The sequence below is a fragment of the uncultured Bradyrhizobium sp. genome, assembly GCF_936943645.1.
Classification (GTDB): Bacteria; Pseudomonadota; Alphaproteobacteria; order Rhizobiales; family Xanthobacteraceae; genus Bradyrhizobium.
This window is the reverse complement of sequence record NZ_CAKZJO010000086.1, coordinates 49,189-65,092: the sequence shown is the minus strand read 5'-3', so window position 1 is coordinate 65,092 and position 15,904 is coordinate 49,189. Positions and strand designations below refer to the sequence as shown.

At 65.1% G+C, this 15,904-nt stretch carries 12 protein-coding genes; 9 read left to right on the top strand and 3 right to left on the bottom strand.

What is annotated here, in order from left to right:
• Positions 1 to 26 precede the first annotated feature (26 nt).
• The 5 genes from Q0743_RS25655 (at position 27) to Q0743_RS25635 (ending at position 7,222) form a co-directional block, all read left to right on the top strand.
• A complete protein-coding gene (locus Q0743_RS25655) occupies positions 27 to 2,984 on the top strand; it encodes a 2-oxoglutarate dehydrogenase E1 component (RefSeq protein WP_298244270.1) in 2,958 nt (985 codons plus the stop codon).
• A gap of 159 nt (positions 2,985 to 3,143) precedes the next feature.
• Entirely contained in the window at positions 3,144 to 4,382 is a 1,239-nt protein-coding gene (odhB, locus tag Q0743_RS25650; RefSeq protein ID WP_298244269.1) for a 2-oxoglutarate dehydrogenase complex dihydrolipoyllysine-residue succinyltransferase, read from the top strand.
• A gap of 55 nt (positions 4,383 to 4,437) precedes the next feature.
• Positions 4,438 to 5,199, top strand: a complete 762-nt coding sequence (locus Q0743_RS25645; protein WP_298244268.1) for an SDR family oxidoreductase — start codon at positions 4,438 to 4,440, stop codon at positions 5,197 to 5,199.
• 57 nt (positions 5,200 to 5,256) lie between these two features.
• Positions 5,257 to 6,657 (top strand): dihydrolipoyl dehydrogenase, encoded by a 1,401-nt coding sequence (gene lpdA, locus Q0743_RS25640; protein WP_298244267.1) that lies wholly within the window; start codon positions 5,257 to 5,259, stop codon positions 6,655 to 6,657.
• Between the two features lie 34 nt (positions 6,658 to 6,691).
• Positions 6,692 to 7,222 (top strand): hypothetical protein, encoded by a 531-nt coding sequence (locus Q0743_RS25635; RefSeq protein WP_298244266.1) that lies wholly within the window; start codon positions 6,692 to 6,694, stop codon positions 7,220 to 7,222.
• Between the two features lie 137 nt (positions 7,223 to 7,359).
• Here the strand turns inward: Q0743_RS25635 and Q0743_RS25630 are convergent, their stop codons facing one another.
• On the bottom strand, positions 7,360 to 7,947 hold the full coding sequence (locus Q0743_RS25630) for a DUF4337 domain-containing protein (RefSeq protein WP_298244265.1): 588 nt from the start codon (positions 7,945 to 7,947) through the stop codon (positions 7,360 to 7,362).
• 100 nt (positions 7,948 to 8,047) lie between these two features.
• A complete protein-coding gene (locus tag Q0743_RS25625) occupies positions 8,048 to 9,013 on the bottom strand; it encodes a tyrosine recombinase XerC (protein ID WP_298244264.1) in 966 nt (321 codons plus the stop codon).
• Between the two features lie 111 nt (positions 9,014 to 9,124).
• On the opposite strand from Q0743_RS25625, the gene Q0743_RS25620 reads away from it, so the two are divergent.
• Complete coding sequence (locus tag Q0743_RS25620; protein WP_298244263.1) at positions 9,125 to 11,335, top strand: primosomal protein N'; 2,211 nt, start codon at positions 9,125 to 9,127, stop codon at positions 11,333 to 11,335.
• Positions 11,336 to 11,604: 269 nt separating this feature from the next.
• Here Q0743_RS25620 and Q0743_RS25615 read toward each other — a convergent pair whose 3' ends face one another.
• The gene (locus Q0743_RS25615) at positions 11,605 to 12,108 is read right to left on the bottom strand and encodes a septal ring lytic transglycosylase RlpA family protein (RefSeq protein ID WP_298244262.1); all 504 of its coding nucleotides are present in this window, start codon (positions 12,106 to 12,108) and stop codon (positions 11,605 to 11,607) included.
• A 651-nt stretch (positions 12,109 to 12,759) separates the two neighbouring features.
• On the opposite strand from Q0743_RS25615, the gene Q0743_RS25610 reads away from it, so the two are divergent.
• The 3 genes from Q0743_RS25610 to Q0743_RS25600 all read left to right on the top strand — a co-directional run bounded on the left by Q0743_RS25610 (position 12,760) and on the right by Q0743_RS25600 (position 15,897).
• Positions 12,760 to 13,320, top strand: a complete 561-nt coding sequence (locus tag Q0743_RS25610) for a F0F1 ATP synthase subunit delta (protein WP_298244341.1) — start codon at positions 12,760 to 12,762, stop codon at positions 13,318 to 13,320.
• Positions 13,320 to 14,849, top strand: a complete 1,530-nt coding sequence (gene atpA, locus Q0743_RS25605; protein WP_298244261.1) for a F0F1 ATP synthase subunit alpha — start codon at positions 13,320 to 13,322, stop codon at positions 14,847 to 14,849. The genes Q0743_RS25610 and atpA overlap by 1 nt, the downstream gene beginning before the upstream one ends.
• Before the next feature lie 175 nt (positions 14,850 to 15,024).
• A complete protein-coding gene (locus Q0743_RS25600; RefSeq protein ID WP_298244260.1) occupies positions 15,025 to 15,897 on the top strand; it encodes a F0F1 ATP synthase subunit gamma in 873 nt (290 codons plus the stop codon).
• Positions 15,898 to 15,904 lie beyond the last annotated feature (7 nt).

Below are 15,904 nucleotides of genomic sequence, written 5' to 3'. Positions count from 1 at the left end.
GAACCGAAATCGCCAGGAACTCCAGTATGTCTCGCCAGGACGCGAACGCAGCCTTTGCCCTGTCATCCTTTTTGCAGGGCACCAACGCCACCTACATCGACGAAATCTACGCCCGCTACCAGAAGGACCCGTCCTCGGTCGACGCCGAGTGGCAGGAGTTCTTCAAGAGCCTGAACGACGCGCCCGCTGACATCAGCAAGAACGCCGAAGGGCCGTCCTGGGAGCGCGACAACTGGCCGCTGACCCCGCAGGACGACCTGACCTCCGCCCTCGACGGCAACTGGGCCGAGGTCGAGAAGACGGTCGGTGCCAAGATCGCCGCCAAGGCGCAGGCCAAGGGTGCCGACATCTCCTCCGCCGATCTGCTCCAGGCCACGCGCGACTCCGTCCGCGCCCTGATGCTGATCCGCTCCTACCGCATGCGCGGCCATTTCCACGCCAAGCTCGATCCGCTCGGCATCGAGGCCCAGCGCAACCGCGAAGAGCTCGACCCGCGCACCTACGGCTTCAGCGAAGCCGATTTCGACCGCAAGATCTTCCTCGATCACGTGCTCGGTCTCGAATACGGCAGCTTGCGCGAGATCACCGCGATCTGCGAGCGCACTTACTGCCAGACGCTCGGCGTCGAGTTCATGCATATCAGCAACGCCGCGCAGAAGGCGTGGATCCAGGAGCGCATCGAGGGACCCGATAAGGAGATCTCGTTCACGCGCGAAGGTCGCCGCGCCATCCTGATGAAGCTGGTCGAAGCCGAGGGCTTCGAGAAGTTCTGCGACACCAAGTTCACCGGCACCAAGCGCTTCGGCCTCGACGGCGGCGAATCCCTGATCCCCGCGCTCGAGCAGATCATCAAGCGCGGCGGCAATCTCGGCGTGAAGGAAATCGTGCTGGGCATGCCGCATCGCGGCCGCCTCAACGTGCTGACGCAGGTGATGGGCAAGGCGCACCGCGCGCTGTTCCACGAGTTCAAGGGCGGCTCGGCCAATCCCGATGCGGTCGAAGGCTCGGGCGACGTCAAGTATCACCTCGGCGCCTCCTCGGACCGCGAGTTCGACGGCAACCGCATCCATCTGTCGCTGACCGCCAACCCCTCGCATCTCGAGATCGTCGATCCCGTCGTGCTCGGCAAGGTGCGCGCCAAGCAGGACCAGCACGGCGATCCCCCTGATATGCGCATCTCCGTGATGCCGCTCCTGATGCACGGCGACGCTGCGTTCGCCGGCCAAGGCGTGGTCGCGGAATGCTTCGGCCTGTCGGACCTGAAGGGCTACCGCACCGGCGGCTCCGTGCACTTCATCGTCAACAACCAGATCGGCTTCACCACCTATCCGCGCTACTCGCGCTCCTCGCCCTATCCGTCCGACGTGGCGAAGATGATCGACGCGCCGATCTTCCACGTGAACGGCGACGATCCGGAAGCCGTCGTGTTCGCGGCCAAGGTCGCGACCGAATTCCGGCAGAAGTTCCACAAGCCCGTCGTGATCGACATGTGGTGCTATCGCCGCTACGGCCACAACGAGGGCGACGAGCCGGCCTTCACCCAGCCGGTGATGTACAAGCGCATCGCGGCCCATCCCTCGACCCTGACGCTCTACTCCAAGCGCCTGATCGCCGAAGGCGTGGTCACCGAGGGCGAGGTCGACAAGCTCAAGGCCGACTGGCGCGCCCGGCTCGATGCCGAGTTCGAGGCCGGCACCTCCTACAAGCCGAACAAGGCCGACTGGCTCGACGGCAAGTGGGCGGGCTTCAAGATCGCCGACCAGGAAGAGGATGCGCGCCGCGGCGTCACCGGCGTCGATCTGCCCGTCCTCAAGGACCTCGGCCGCAAGATCACCAAGGTGCCGGACGGCTTCCGCGTCCACCGCACCATCCAGCGCTTCCTGGAGAACCGCTCCAAGGCGATCGAGAGCGGCAACGGCATCGATTGGGCGACCGGCGAGGCGCTGGCGTTCTGCACGCTGCTGAACGAGAACCACCATGTCCGTCTGTCCGGCCAGGACTGCGAGCGCGGCACCTTCTCGCAGCGTCACTCGGTCCTGATCGACCAGGAAGACGAGAGCCGCTACACGCCGTTCAACCATCTCGGCAACGAGCAGGGCCATTACGAGGTCATCAACTCGCTGCTGTCGGAAGAAGCCGTGCTCGGCTTCGAATACGGCTACTCGCTCGCCGAGCCGAACACGCTGACGCTGTGGGAAGCCCAGTTCGGCGACTTCGCCAACGGTGCGCAGGTCCTGTTCGACCAGTTCATCTCCTCCGGCGAGCGCAAATGGCTGCGCATGTCCGGCCTCGTCTGCCTGCTGCCGCATGGCTATGAGGGCCAGGGACCGGAGCACTCCTCGGCGCGCCTCGAGCGTTACCTGCAGATGTGCGCGGAAGACAACATGCAGGTGGTCTACCCGACCACGCCGGCGAACTACTTCCACGCGCTGCGCCGGCAGCTGCATCGCGAGATCCGCAAGCCGCTGATCATGATGACGCCGAAGTCGCTGCTGCGTCACAAGCGGGCGGTGTCGCGTCTCGAGGAGCTGGCGAAGGGAACCACCTTCCACCGCATCCTCTATGATGACGCCCAGATGCTGCCGAACGAAGCCATCAAGCTCGTTCCGGACGAGAAGGTCCGCCGCATCGTGCTGTGCTCCGGCAAGGTCTATTACGACCTCTACGAGGAGCGCGAGAAGCGCGGCATCGACGACATCTATCTGATGCGCGTCGAGCAGCTCTATCCGGTGCCGCTGAAGGCGCTGGTGGCCGAGCTGTCGCGCTTCAAGAAGGCCGAAGTGGTGTGGTGCCAGGAAGAGCCCCGCAACATGGGTGCCTGGCACTTCATCGAGCCCTATCTGGAATGGGTGCTGAACCAGGTGAACGGCGTGAGCCGGCGTCCGCGTTATGTCGGCCGCGCCGCTTCCGCCGCGACCGCCACGGGTCTGATGTCCAAGCATCAGGCTCAGCTGAAGGCGTTCCTGGACGAAGCACTGAGCTGAGACGTTTTTAAACTCTGTCATTGCCCGCGAAGGCGGGCAATCCAGTACGCCGTGACCTTCGTGACCTGAACGAACGCCGCGGAGTACTGGATGCCCCGCCTTCGCGGGGCATGACCTATGAATTCATGACCGCATTGGCGATCCCTTAAGGAAAAGACCATGACTGAAATTCGTGTGCCGACGCTCGGCGAATCCGTCACCGAGGCCACCATCGGCCGCTGGTTCAAGAAGGCCGGCGACCCCGTCGCGGTCGACGAGCCCTTGGTGGAGCTCGAGACCGACAAGGTCACCATCGAAGTCCCCGCGCCCTCCGCCGGCACGCTGAGCGAGATCATCGCCGCCGACGGCGCGACGGTCGCGGTCGGTGCGCTGCTCGGGCAGATCACCGATGGCGTCGGTGCTGCGAAGCCCGCTGCCGCACCCGCCAAGCCTGCCGCTGCTCCGGCGCCCACTGCTGCACCCGCGCCGGCTCCGGCCGCGAAGGCGGCCCCGGCCGATGCGCCGCTGGCGCCGTCCGTGCGAAAACTCTCCGCCGAGACCGGCATCGACGCCTCGACCGTTCCGGGCTCCGGCAAGGACGGCCGCGTCACCAAGGGCGACATGCTCGCTGCGATCGAGCGCGCGGCTTCCGCGCCGACCCCGGTCAACCAGCCCGCCGCCGCCGTGCAGGTGCGCGCGCCGTCGCCGGCCGATGACGCCGCCCGCGAAGAGCGCGTCAAGATGACCCGCCTGCGCCAGACCATCGCGCGCCGCCTGAAGGACGTGCAGAACACCGCGGCCATGCTGACGACCTTCAACGAGGTCGACATGACCAACGTGATGGCGCTGCGTGCCCACTACAAGGATGCGTTCGAGAAGAAGCACGGCGCCAAGCTCGGCTTCATGGGCTTCTTCACCAAGGCCGTGGTGCAGGCGCTGAAGGACATCCCGGCCGTCAACGCCGAGATCGACGGCACCGATCTGATCTACAAGAACTACTATCACATCGGCGTCGCCGTCGGCACCGACAAGGGCCTCGTCGTGCCCGTGGTGCGCGACTGCGACCACAAGTCGATCTCCGACATCGAGAAGGGCATCGCCGATTTCGGCCGCCGCGCCCGTGACGGCCAGCTCAAGATCGACGAGATGCAGGGCGGCACCTTCACCATCACCAATGGCGGCATCTACGGCTCGCTGATGTCGACCCCGATCCTGAACGCGCCGCAGTCCGGCATTCTCGGCATGCACAAGATCCAGGATCGTCCGATGGTCGTCGGCGGCAAGATCGAGGTCCGCCCGATGATGTATCTGGCGCTGTCCTACGATCACCGCGTCATCGACGGCAAGGAAGCCGTCACCTTCCTGGTTCGCGTCAAGGAGAGCCTGGAAGATCCGGCGCGTCTGGTGCTCGATCTCTGATCCCTGATGCTTTGCGAGCGCCGTCGCCGGCTTGCGCGACGGCGCGTGTCGAACCATGGAGGCGCGCGTGACGGATAAGGTCGTTGTCATCACCGGCGGCAGCCGCGGCATCGGGCGGGCGACCGCGCTTGCGGCGGCCGCGCGCGGCTATCGCGTCGTGGTTGGCTATGCCAGCAACAAGAAGGCCGCCGACGAGGTGGTCGCGCAGATCGAGGCCAGCAACGGCAAGGCGATCGCGGTGAAATGCGACGTCGCCGAGGAGCGCGACATCGTCGACCTGTTCAAGGAGGCCGACAAGTTCGGCACGCTTGGCGCGCTCGTCAACAATGGCGGCATCGTCGGCACCAGCGGCGTGCGTGTCGACGAGATGTCGGCCGAACGCATCCAGCGCGTGCTGGCGATCAACGTCACCGGCTCGATCCTCTGCGCCCGCGAAGCCGTGAAGCGTATGTCGACCAGGCACGGCGGCAAGGGCGGCGTCATCGTCAATCTGTCGTCGGTCGCGGCCAAGCTCGGCGCACCCAACACCTATGTCGATTACGCCGCGTCCAAGGGCGCGATCGATTCCTTCACCACCGGTCTCGGCTATGAGGTCGCAAACGAGGGCATTCGCGTCGCGGGCATTCGCCCCGGCCTGATCGATACCGAAATCCACGCCTCGGGCGGCGAGCCCGATCGGCACCATCGTCTCGCGCATATGGTGCCGATGAAGCGCGTCGGTACCGCCGACGAGATCGCGAGCGCCATCATCTGGCTGATGTCGGACGAGGCGTCCTACATCACCGCGGCCACGCTCGATGTGTCCGGCGGACGCTGACGCGCCGCGCGGACGCTGACACATCTCATCACGTTAAACCTTACGGGACTTTCTCTCATGGCTACCTACGATCTCGTCGTCATCGGCACCGGACCTGGCGGTTATGTCTGTGCGGTGCGCGCAGCCCAGCTCGGCATGAAAGTCGCCGTGGTCGAAAAGAACGCCACCCTCGGCGGCACCTGCCTCAATGTCGGCTGCATGCCCTCGAAGGCGCTGCTGCACGCCTCCGAGATGTTCGAGGAAGTCGGGCACTCCTTCGCCAAGATGGGCGTGAGCGTTTCCGCGCCGAAGCTCGATCTGCCCGCGATGATGAACTTCAAGCAGCAGGGCATCGACGGCAACGTGAAGGGCGTCGAGTTCCTGATGAAGAAGAACAAGGTCGACGTGCTCAAGGGCACCGGCAAGGTCCTCGGCACCGGCAAGGTCGAAGTCTCCGCCGACGGCAAGTCGCAAGTGGTCGAGACCAAGAACATCGTGATCGCCACCGGCTCGGACATCGCGCGCCTCAAGGGCATCGAGATCGACGAGAAGCGCATCGTGTCGTCCACCGGCGCGCTGTCGCTGGACAAGGTCCCCGGCAAGCTCCTCATCGTTGGCGCCGGCGTGATCGGCCTCGAGCTCGGCTCGGTCTGGCACCGTCTCGGCGCCGAAGTCGTCGTCGTCGAATTCCTTGATCGCATCCTGCCCGGCATGGATGGTGAGATCGCCAAGCAATTCCAGCGCATCCTCGAGAAGCAGGGCTTTGCGTTCAAGCTCGGCGCGAAAGTCACGGGCGTGGATACTTCAGGCAAGACGCTGAAGGCGACGGTCGAGCCGGCCGCCGGCGGCGCGGCTGAAACCATCGAGGCCGATGTCGTTCTGGTCTGCATCGGCCGCGTGCCCTACACCGAGGCGCTCGGCCTGAAGGAAGCGGGCGTTGCGCTCGATCCCCGCGGCCGCGTGCAGATCGATCCGCATTTCGCCACCAGCCTGAAAGGCGTTTACGCCATTGGTGACGTCGTTGCAGGCCCGATGCTCGCGCATAAGGCCGAGGATGAGGGCGTTGCCGTCGCCGAGATCATCGCAGGCCAGGCCGGCCATGTGAATTACGACGTGATCCCGGGCGTCGTGTATACCACGCCGGAAGTGTCCTCCGTCGGCAAGACCGAAGAGGAATTGAAGCAGGCGGGCACCGCCTATACCGTCGGAAAGTTTCCCTTCACTGCCAATGGCCGCTCCAAGGTCAACCAGACCACCGACGGCTTTGTGAAGATTCTCGCAGATGCGAAGACCGATCGCGTGCTTGGCGTGCACATTATCGGCCGCGAAGCCGGCGAAATGATCCATGAAGCCTGTGTTCTCATGGAGTTTGGCGGCAGTGCGGAAGATCTCGCGCGCACCTGCCACGCCCATCCGACCCGCTCGGAAGCGGTCAAGGAAGCCGCGCTTGCAGTCGGCAAGCGGGCCATCCATATGTAGCAACGCGCCCAGCGCTGAATCGGGCGGGAAACATATGCTGCGCCGCCTTCTTCAACCGGTCTGGGTCCTGCTTGCGATCATCTTCCTGATCGAAGCCTGGCTATGGGACCATCTCGAGCCGATCGTTGCGAAAGTTGTCGCAGCGATCCCGCTAGCGCGCTTCAAGCATTGGCTGGCCGATCGCGTCGATGCACTGTCGCCGGCGACGACGCTGATCATCTTCGCCGTGCCGATCATCCCGTTGTTTCCGCTCAAGCTGATCGGGCTGTGGCTGCTCACCCATGAATATTGGATGACCGGCGTATCCACGTTCCTGTTCGCCAAGTTGCTCGGCGTCGGCGTCACCGCCTTCGTGTTCGACGTCACGCGCTCCAAGCTGTTGGAGATGCGCTGGTTCGAGCGGATCTACGATCTCGTGATGAAGATCCGTGCCAAGGCCACCGAGCTCGTCGATCCCATCAAGCGCCGCGTCCGCGAGCTGATCGCCGGCAACGGCGAAGGCTGGTCGTCACGCACGCTGCGCCTGATCCAGCGCTTCAGGAAGAGCGTGCACCAGGCGCGCTAGCTGCCGGAGCACACCTCTATCCGCCGTCATTGCGAGCGCAGCGAAGCAATCCAGAATCTTTCCGCGGAGGCAGTCTGGATTGCTTCGTCGCAAGGGCTCCTCGCAATGACGCGGAGAGTACAGCGATCTCTCCTCTCCTAATGCAAATGCAGCAAATGCGGCCACCACAGGCCGAGCGCGGTCATGAACAGGCCGGCGAGGGTCAGGATGCCGCTGACATAGGCCAGCGCGAACATGCCGGTGATGATGGTGGCCGAAGCCAGCACGATGCCGATCTGGAAGGCGGCCGAGGCCAGCTCGAAATGGTGGTACTTCGCGGTTGCCTCGTCGCGATCGTGCTCGGCGTGCTTGGCCTTCTCGGCGAGCTGCTCGGTGCCTTCGCCGGTCTCGGGCTCGGAGCGATAGCGCTGCGCGGTCCTGGTCCAGTCGTCGACCTGCTTCTGCACGGCGGGCTTCTGCGCCTCGTCCGCGGCGGCGAGTGCGAGCTTGCCCTGCTCGGCCGCGGTCACCACCACCGTGCGGCGGATGCTCTTGGCCTGGAAGAACGCCCAGAGATTGGCGGCCTCGACGTTCTTGCTGATCGATTCGGTCTGCGCGCCCTTGCCGAGCGTCTCCGAGACCGCCAGGAATAGCGCCAGCACCGCGATCAAGAGCGCGATCTTCTTGTTCGAGCCGGACGCGTGTTCGGCGTGCTCGGCATGCTCCATGCTTTCATGTGCGCTCATGATTCCCCTCCGCTTCGGTTCCGCAACGATTGACCGAACCGCGCGGCCTGCGCAAGAGGCACGCGCGCTGTGACAGCTTCATGTCAGGAATCGGCGGCCTTCACCGCCGCGGATGCGCGCTGGCATAGACTTCCAGCAGGCGCTCGGAATCGATGCCGGTATAGACCTGCGTCGTCGACAGCGAGGAATGTCCGAGCAATTCCTGGATGGCGCGCAAGTCGCCGCCGCGCGACAGCAGGTGCGTGGCGAAAGAGTGGCGTAGCGCGTGCGGCGTCGCGCTGTCGGGCAGGCCGAGCGCGCCGCGCAGCCGCTCCATCGCGAGCTGGATGATGCGCGGGCTCAACGGGCCGCCGCGTGCGCCGACGAAGATCGGGCCTTCCGCGGGCAGCGGATAGGGGCACATCGCAACATAGTCCTGCACCAGCTCCAGCACGTTCTGCAGCACCGGCACCATGCGGGTCTTGTTGCCTTTGCCTGTGACGACCAGCACGTCGCCTTCGCCCGGCCTCGGCACCTCGCGGCGCTTCAGGCCGAGCGCTTCAGAGATGCGCAGGCCCGAGCCGTAGAGCAGCGCCATCACCGCGGCATCGCGCGCGAGGATCCAGGTCTCGCGTTCCTCGCCGGCGCGCTCGTCGGCATCGGCCAGACGTTTGGCAGACGCCATCGGCAACGGCTTCGGCAGGCTCTTCGCCACCTTCGGTGCGCGGATCGCGGAGAGCGCGCCGACCTTGCCCTTGCCCTCGCGTTCGAGGAAGCGGCCGAACGAACGTAGGCCCGCCAATGCGCGCATCAGTGAGCGGCCGGCGATGTCGTCGGCGCGGCGCATCGCCATGAAGGCGCGGACGTCGGTCGCCTCCAGCGCGGCGAAGCGCTTGAGCGTCACGCGCTCGCCCCAATGCGAACAAAGGAAATCCAGGCACTGCCGCAAGTCGCGGCCATAGGCCTCCAGCGTCTTCGGCGACAGCCGCCGCTCGGCGCCGAGATGCGACAGCCAGCGCGTCATCTCCTGCGCGATCGAGGGATCGGCGCTGGCGAGCTCGATTTGGGGTGCGGCGGCTTTGCTCATGCGCTCTGGACGAATTGATTCCGCAGAGTATATCGCATCAGACCCGTTAACGTTCGCTAAGGTCGTGCCCTCGCGCTAGGCTGAAAGCCCAAAGGTTCCGATTCCCTCTCCATGGATCACTCGTCCCGCAGCTCGACCGCCCCAACCAACACGACCGGCATGGTCGACGTGCTGGTGCCGGTCGCGCTCGACCAGACCTATTCCTACAAGGTGCCGCGCGCGATGGAGCTGAAGGCGGGCGATCTCGTCGCCGTGCCGCTCGGCCCGCGCGAGGTGCTGGCCGTGGTCTGGGGCGAAAACGCCAATCCGGATCCGCGCCTGCACAACCGCCTCAAGGAAGTCAGCGAGAAGCTCGATATTCCCCCGCTCAAGCCCGAGCTGCGCCAGGTCGTCGACTGGGTCGCCAATTACACGCTGAGCCCGCGCGGCATGGTGCTGCGCATGTGCCTGCGGATGGGCGAGAATCTCGGCCCCGAGCGGGTGCGTCCCGGCGTGCGCCTGGTCGGCGATCCGCCGAAGCGGCTGACGCCGGCGCGGGCGCGCGTGATCGAGGTCCTGTCGGACCGGCTGCTGCACGGCAAGTCGGAGGCGGCGAAGGAGGCAGGCGTTTCGGCCGGCGTCATCGACGGCCTCGTCGACGAAGGCACGCTGACGGTCGAGCCGATGCCGCCGCCTGCGCCGCCGCCGGTGCCCGATCCGGAATTCGGCCGGCCGGATTTTTCGCCGCTGCAGCGGGCCGGCGTGGATGCGATGCGTGCGCTTGCCGCCAACGGCACCTTTCATGTGGCGCTGCTCGACGGTGTCACCGGCTCGGGCAAGACCGAGGTCTATTTCGAGGCGGTCGCGGAAACCATCCGCCGCGGCAAGCAATCGCTGATCCTGATGCCGGAGATCGCGCTCACCGGCCAGTTCCTCGATCGCTTCGCGCAACGCTTTGGCGTGCGGCCGATCGAATGGCATTCGGAGCTAACGCCGCGCACCCGCGCCCGCAATTGGGCGGCGATCTCGGGCGGCACCGCGCCGGTCGTGGTCGGCGCGCGCTCGGCGCTGTTTCTCCCTTACGCCGATCTCGGCCTGATCGTCGTCGATGAAGAGCACGACCAGGCCTACAAGCAGGACGAGGGCGTGCATTATCACGCCCGCGACATGGCGGTGGTGCGCGGCCATATCGCAAAGATCCCGGTGGTGCTGGCCTCCGCGACGCCGTCGGTCGAGTCCGAGGTCAACGCGCGCAAGCACCGCTATCAGCGCGTCGCGTTGCCTTCGCGCTTCGGCGGCCAGCACATGCCGCATATCGAGGCGATCGATCTGCGCCGCGAGCCGCCGGCGCGCGGCCGCTTCATCTCGCCGCGCCTTGCCGGCGAGATCAGAGGTGCGATCGAGCGGCGCGAGCAGGCGCTCTTGTTCCTCAACCGCCGCGGCTATGCGCCGCTGACGCTGTGCCGCGGCTGCGGCCACCGCTTCGCCTGCACCATCTGCGATGCCTGGCTGGTCGATCACCGCTTTCGCCAGCGCCTCGTCTGCCATCATTGCGGCTTCTCGATGCCGCGCCCGCATACCTGTCCGCACTGCTCGGCGGAGGAATCGCTCGTCGCGGTCGGGCCCGGCGTCGAGCGCCTGCAGGAGGAGGCTGCCGCGCTGTTTCCGCAAGCGCGCACCATGGTGCTGTCGAGCGATCTCATCACCTCGATCGAGACGATGCGCAGCGAGCTCGCCGAGATCGCTGAAGGCCGCGTCGACATCATCATCGGCACGCAGCTCGTGGCCAAGGGCCATAATTTCCCGCGGCTTAATCTCGTCGGCGTGGTCGATGCGGATCTCGGCCTCAGCAACGGCGATCCGCGCGCGGCAGAACGCACCTGGCAATTGCTCAACCAGGTGATCGGCCGCGCCGGCCGCGAGCAGGGCCGCGGCGTCGGATACTTGCAGACGCATCAGCCCGATCATCCCGTGATGAAGGCGCTGATCGCCTGCGACCGCGAGGCCTTCTACGACAGCGAGATCGACCTGCGTGAAAGGACGCTGTATCCGCCGTTCGGCCGGCTCGCGAGCCTGATCATCTCGGCCGGAGACCGCCCGAGCGCCGAAGGGCTTGGCCGCAGGCTGGTCGCGCTCGCGCCGCGCGACGAGCGCGTGGTGGTGCTGGGTCCGGCGGAGGCGCCGCTCGCCGTCATCAAGGGCCGCTACCGCTTCCGCATCCTGGTGAAATCGGCGCGCGGCTTCGATCTCTCGGACTATCTGCGGAGCTGGCTTACGGTGTGTCCGAAGCCGACGGGCAATCAGAAGCTGGAAGTCGACGTCGATCCGCAGAGCTTCTTGTAGGAGGACTCAGATCTCTCCTCTCGTGCCCCGGACGCAGCGCAGCGCCTCTTCGGCGGTGCGCTGCAGAGCGGGGGCCCATCTCGCAGAGGAACTCGCCGCTCCTGGGTCCCGGCTCTGCGCCGCAACGCTTAAGCGTTGCAGCTTGTCCGGGACACGTGCGGCGGCGACGAGCATAAACAAAAAGCCCGCGGTCCCCCAAGACCGCGGGCTTGTTTCAGACGCGCATCAAACTGATGGAAATCTGCGCGTAGCGTGAGGGCGTCGAGCCCTTACGAGACGACTTCCGCGGTGACGCGGCCGACGCCGGCGCCGGTGAGGCCGATGGCGCGGGCAGCGCCCGTGGAGAGGTCGAGAACCCGGCCGCGAATGAAGGGGCCGCGGTCATTGATGGTGACGACCACGCTCTGGCCGCGATGGGTGACGCGCAGCTTGGTGCCGAACGGCAGCGAACGGTGCGCGGCGGTCAGGGCGTTCTGGTTGAAGCGCTGGCCGGAGGCGGTGCGGCTGCCGGACTCGTTGCCGTAATAGGAGGCCATGCCGGAGAAGCTGTGGCCGCCGCCCGAGGTCGGCGTCATCGCTGCATTGGCGTTGCGCCAATCGGACGTCGTGTTGGTATCGGCCTGGGCGTGGTGGCGGTGATGATGGTGATGCCGGTGGTGGCGGGATTTGGCGGAAGCTTCGGTGGCAGTTCCACCGATAAGGAGAGTTGCGGCAACGAAAGCGATCGCCGTACGCGGCCGGGTCACAAAGCCCAGCGTCTTCAAAGACAGCATTTAGTGGTCCCTAAGCTAGTATTGCCACATATGTGGCTAGTGGAGCCCCCATCAGTTTGTGAGCGGTTTGGCGTTTCGATTCCCAATGCGGCATGAATTGGGCAGTAAATCCGTTCTGTGTCGTCATGAAATATCTTGTGACTGGCACCGATATTGCAGCCGATGTTCCGTAATCTTTCGCTTTAACGATTCTTTAACCTATTTATTACTTTCGAATACTGTAAAGCGAAGTCATCCCGCTCCACGTTTAGAATTCGGTAAGTATTCGGGGCGAGCTGGCAGCCGGCCCGGGAGTCACGCCTCAGCGATCCGTGTTCATGGCCGCTATGCGCTGTGGGCAGGAACGAAATGGCGGGCTGCCGCGACAGGGCTCACGGCAATTCCGTGGCGCGGGTCATCCGGTCCTTGGATCATGAAAGAAGTGTCGCAACGTGCGACGAACTGGCGACAGAACCTCGTGCCTTTAATTTGGCGTCATGTTGCACCTGCGCGCCTGCTATGTTAGCAAAGCCGCGATTTTAACGGACCCGGCACCTCCCGTGCCGGCCGAAAATCGAAGTCCCGCTTGAATTCCAAGGGCTTGGATCGCTAGGCGCCGCTTTGTGGCGACGGTTTTTCCCTTGCGAGTTTGACAGCAAAAAGAGCGCGTCTGTGGCTGCAGAAGATACGTCCGTTTCAGGTGTGTCCGGCCGTTATGCAACGGCCTTGTTTGAACTGGCCCGCGACCAGAAAGTGGTCGACGAGGTCAAAGCCGATCTCGATAAATTCGAGGCCTTGCTGAACGAGAGCGCCGATCTGAAGCGCCTCGTCCGCAGCCCGGTGTTTGCGGCCGATGCCCAGTCCAAGGCCCTGTCGGCCGTGCTGGCCAAGGCCGGTATCGCCGGCATCTCCGCCAATTTCCTGAAAGTGCTGACCGCCAACCGCCGCCTGTTCGCGGTGGCCGAAGTCATCCGCGCCTATCGCGCCCTCGTCGCCAAGTTCAAGGGCGAGACGACGGCCGAGGTCACGGTGGCGGAAGCGCTCTCGGACAAGAATCTCGACGCCCTCAAGGTTGCCCTGAAGTCGGTGACCGGCAAGGACGTCGCGCTGAACGTGAAAGTCGATCCCTCGATCATCGGTGGCCTTGTCGTCAAGCTGGGCAGCCGCATGGTGGATGGTTCGCTTCGCACCAAACTCAATTCGATCAAGCACGCGATGAAAGAGGCAGGCTGATGGACATCCGCGCCGCGGAAATTTCCGCGATCCTCAAGGACCAGATCAAGAATTTCGGCCAGGAAGCTGAAGTCTCCGAAGTCGGACAGGTGCTGTCCGTCGGCGACGGTATCGCCCGCGTCTATGGTCTGGACAACGTCCAGGCCGGTGAAATGGTCGAGTTCGAGAACGGCACCCGCGGCATGGCGCTGAACCTCGAAACCGACAACGTCGGTGTCGTTATTTTCGGTGCCGACCGCGAGATCAAGGAAGGCCAGACCGTCAAGCGCACCCGCGCCATCGTGGACGCGCCGGTCGGCAAGGGCCTGCTCGGCCGCGTCGTCGACGCGCTCGGCAACCCGATCGATGGCAAGGGTCCGATCCAGGCCGACAAGCGCATGCGCGTCGACGTCAAAGCGCCCGGCATCATTCCGCGCAAGTCGGTGAACGAGCCGATGGCGACCGGCCTCAAGGCGATCGACGCCCTGATCCCGATCGGCCGCGGCCAGCGCGAGCTGATCATCGGCGACCGTCAGACCGGCAAGACCGCGATCGCGCTCGACACCATTCTGAACCAGAAGCCGCTCAACGCGCAGCCCGACGAGAACATCAAGCTGTACTGCGTCTACGTCGCCGTCGGTCAGAAGCGTTCGACCGTCGCCCAGTTCGTGAAGGTGCTGGAAGAGCAGGGCGCGCTCGAATACTCGATCGTCGTCGCCGCCACCGCATCCGATCCGGCGCCGATGCAGTACATCGCGCCCTTCACCGGCTGCACCATGGGCGAGTACTTCCGCGACAACGGCATGCACGCCGTCATCATCTATGACGATCTGTCCAAGCAGGCCGTCGCCTACCGCCAGATGTCGTTGCTGCTGCGCCGCCCGCCGGGCCGCGAAGCCTATCCCGGCGACGTGTTCTATCTGCACTCCCGCCTGCTCGAGCGCGCGGCGAAGCTGAACAAGGACATGGGCTCGGGCTCGCTGACGGCGCTGCCGGTCATCGAAACCCAGGCCAACGACGTGTCGGCCTACATCCCGACCAACGTCATCTCGATCACCGACGGTCAGATCTTCCTGGAAACCGACCTGTTCTTCCAGGGCATCCGCCCCGCGGTGAACGTCGGTCTGTCGGTGTCGCGCGTCGGCTCGTCCGCGCAGACCAAAGCCACCAAGAAGGTCGCCGGCAAGATCAAGGGCGAGCTCGCGCAGTACCGCGAAATGGCGGCGTTCGCGCAGTTCGGCTCCGACCTCGACGCCTCGACCCAGCGCCTGCTCAACCGCGGCTCGCGCCTGACCGAACTCCTGAAGCAGCCGCAGTTCTCGCCGCTGAAGATGGAAGAGCAGGTCTGCGTGATCTGGGCCGGCACCAACGGCTATCTCGATCCGCTGGCGCTCAACAAGGTGCGTGCGTTCGAGGACGGCCTGCTCTCGCTGCTGCGCGGCAAGCACGTCGACATCCTCAATTCGATCCGCGACAGCCGCGATCTCTCCGACGACACAGCTGCCAAGCTGAAGTCGGTGGTCGAAGGCTTTGCGAAGAGCTTCGCTTAAACGCCGACATGGCCGGGCTAAAGCGCGAAGCGCGTCTTCGCAACTGATGTCCCGGCCATCCACGCGTTTCGGCTTGCAAGATAGAACGTGGATGCCCGGGACGAGCCCGGGCATGACGACTGGGATAGGCTAGTGGCTTGGCCGACAAGGGCCGAACCGCCGGGGTGAACGAAGAATGGCGTCACTTAAAGACATGCGCGTCCGCATCGCCTCCACCAAGGCGACGCAGAAGATCACCAAGGCCATGCAGATGGTCGCGGCCTCCAAGCTGCGCCGCGCGCAGACCGCCGCGGAAGCGGCGCGCCCCTATGCCGACAAGATGAGCGCGGTGATCTCCAACATCGCCAGCGCCGCGGCGGGCTCGCCCGGCGCACCCGTGCTGCTGGCCGGCACCGGCAAGGACCAGGTTCATCTGCTGCTGGTCTGCACCGGCGAGCGCGGCCTGTCCGGCGCCTTCAACTCCTCGATCGTGCGTCTCGCCCGCGAGCGCGCTTTGGCGCTGATGGCGCAGGGCAAGGACGTGAAGTTCTTCTGCGTCGGACGCAAGGGTTACGAGCAGCTCCGCCGCCAGTTCGACAAGCAGATCGTCGAGCATATGGACCTGCGCAGCGTCCGCCAGCTCGGCTTCGTCAATGCCGAGGACATCGCCAAGAAGGTGCTGGCGCGGTTCGACAACGGCGAGTTCGACGTCTGCACGCTGTTCTATTCGCGCTTCAAGTCGGTGATTGCGCAGATCCCGACCGCCCAGCAGATCATTCCGCTGGTGGTCGAGGAGGGCGCTGCCGCCAACACCACGTCTTACGAATACGAGCCGGAAGAGGACGAGATTCTCACCCGTCTTCTGCCGCGCAATCTCGCGGTCCAGATCTTCCGCGCGCTGCTCGAGAACAACGCCTCGTTCTACGGCGCGCAGATGAGCGCGATGGACAACGCGACGCGCAACGCCGGTGAAATGATCCGCAAGCAGACGCTGGTCTACAACCGCACGCGTCAGGCGCAGATCACCAAGGAACTGATCGAAATCATCTCGGGCGCCGAAGCCGTCTAAGGACGCA

Bases quoted from the DNA above. Each gene is read 5' to 3' on its own strand.
- Q0743_RS25655 (WP_298244270.1), top strand. From the start codon at position 27: ATGTCTCGCCAGGACGCGAACGCAGCCTTTGCCCTGTCATCCTTTTTG.
- odhB (WP_298244269.1), top strand. From the start codon at position 3,144: ATGACTGAAATTCGTGTGCCGACGCTCGGCGAATCCGTCACCGAGGCC.
- Q0743_RS25645 (WP_298244268.1), top strand. From the start codon at position 4,438: ATGGAGGCGCGCGTGACGGATAAGGTCGTTGTCATCACCGGCGGCAGC.
- lpdA (WP_298244267.1), top strand. From the start codon at position 5,257: ATGGCTACCTACGATCTCGTCGTCATCGGCACCGGACCTGGCGGTTAT.
- Q0743_RS25635 (WP_298244266.1), top strand. From the start codon at position 6,692: ATGCTGCGCCGCCTTCTTCAACCGGTCTGGGTCCTGCTTGCGATCATC.
- Q0743_RS25630 (WP_298244265.1), bottom strand. From the start codon at position 7,947: ATGAGCGCACATGAAAGCATGGAGCATGCCGAGCACGCCGAACACGCG.
- Q0743_RS25625 (WP_298244264.1), bottom strand. From the start codon at position 9,013: ATGAGCAAAGCCGCCGCACCCCAAATCGAGCTCGCCAGCGCCGATCCC.
- Q0743_RS25620 (WP_298244263.1), top strand. From the start codon at position 9,125: ATGGATCACTCGTCCCGCAGCTCGACCGCCCCAACCAACACGACCGGC.
- Q0743_RS25615 (WP_298244262.1), bottom strand. From the start codon at position 12,108: ATGCTGTCTTTGAAGACGCTGGGCTTTGTGACCCGGCCGCGTACGGCG.
- atpA (WP_298244261.1), top strand. From the start codon at position 13,320: ATGGACATCCGCGCCGCGGAAATTTCCGCGATCCTCAAGGACCAGATC.
- Q0743_RS25600 (WP_298244260.1), top strand. From the start codon at position 15,025: ATGGCGTCACTTAAAGACATGCGCGTCCGCATCGCCTCCACCAAGGCG.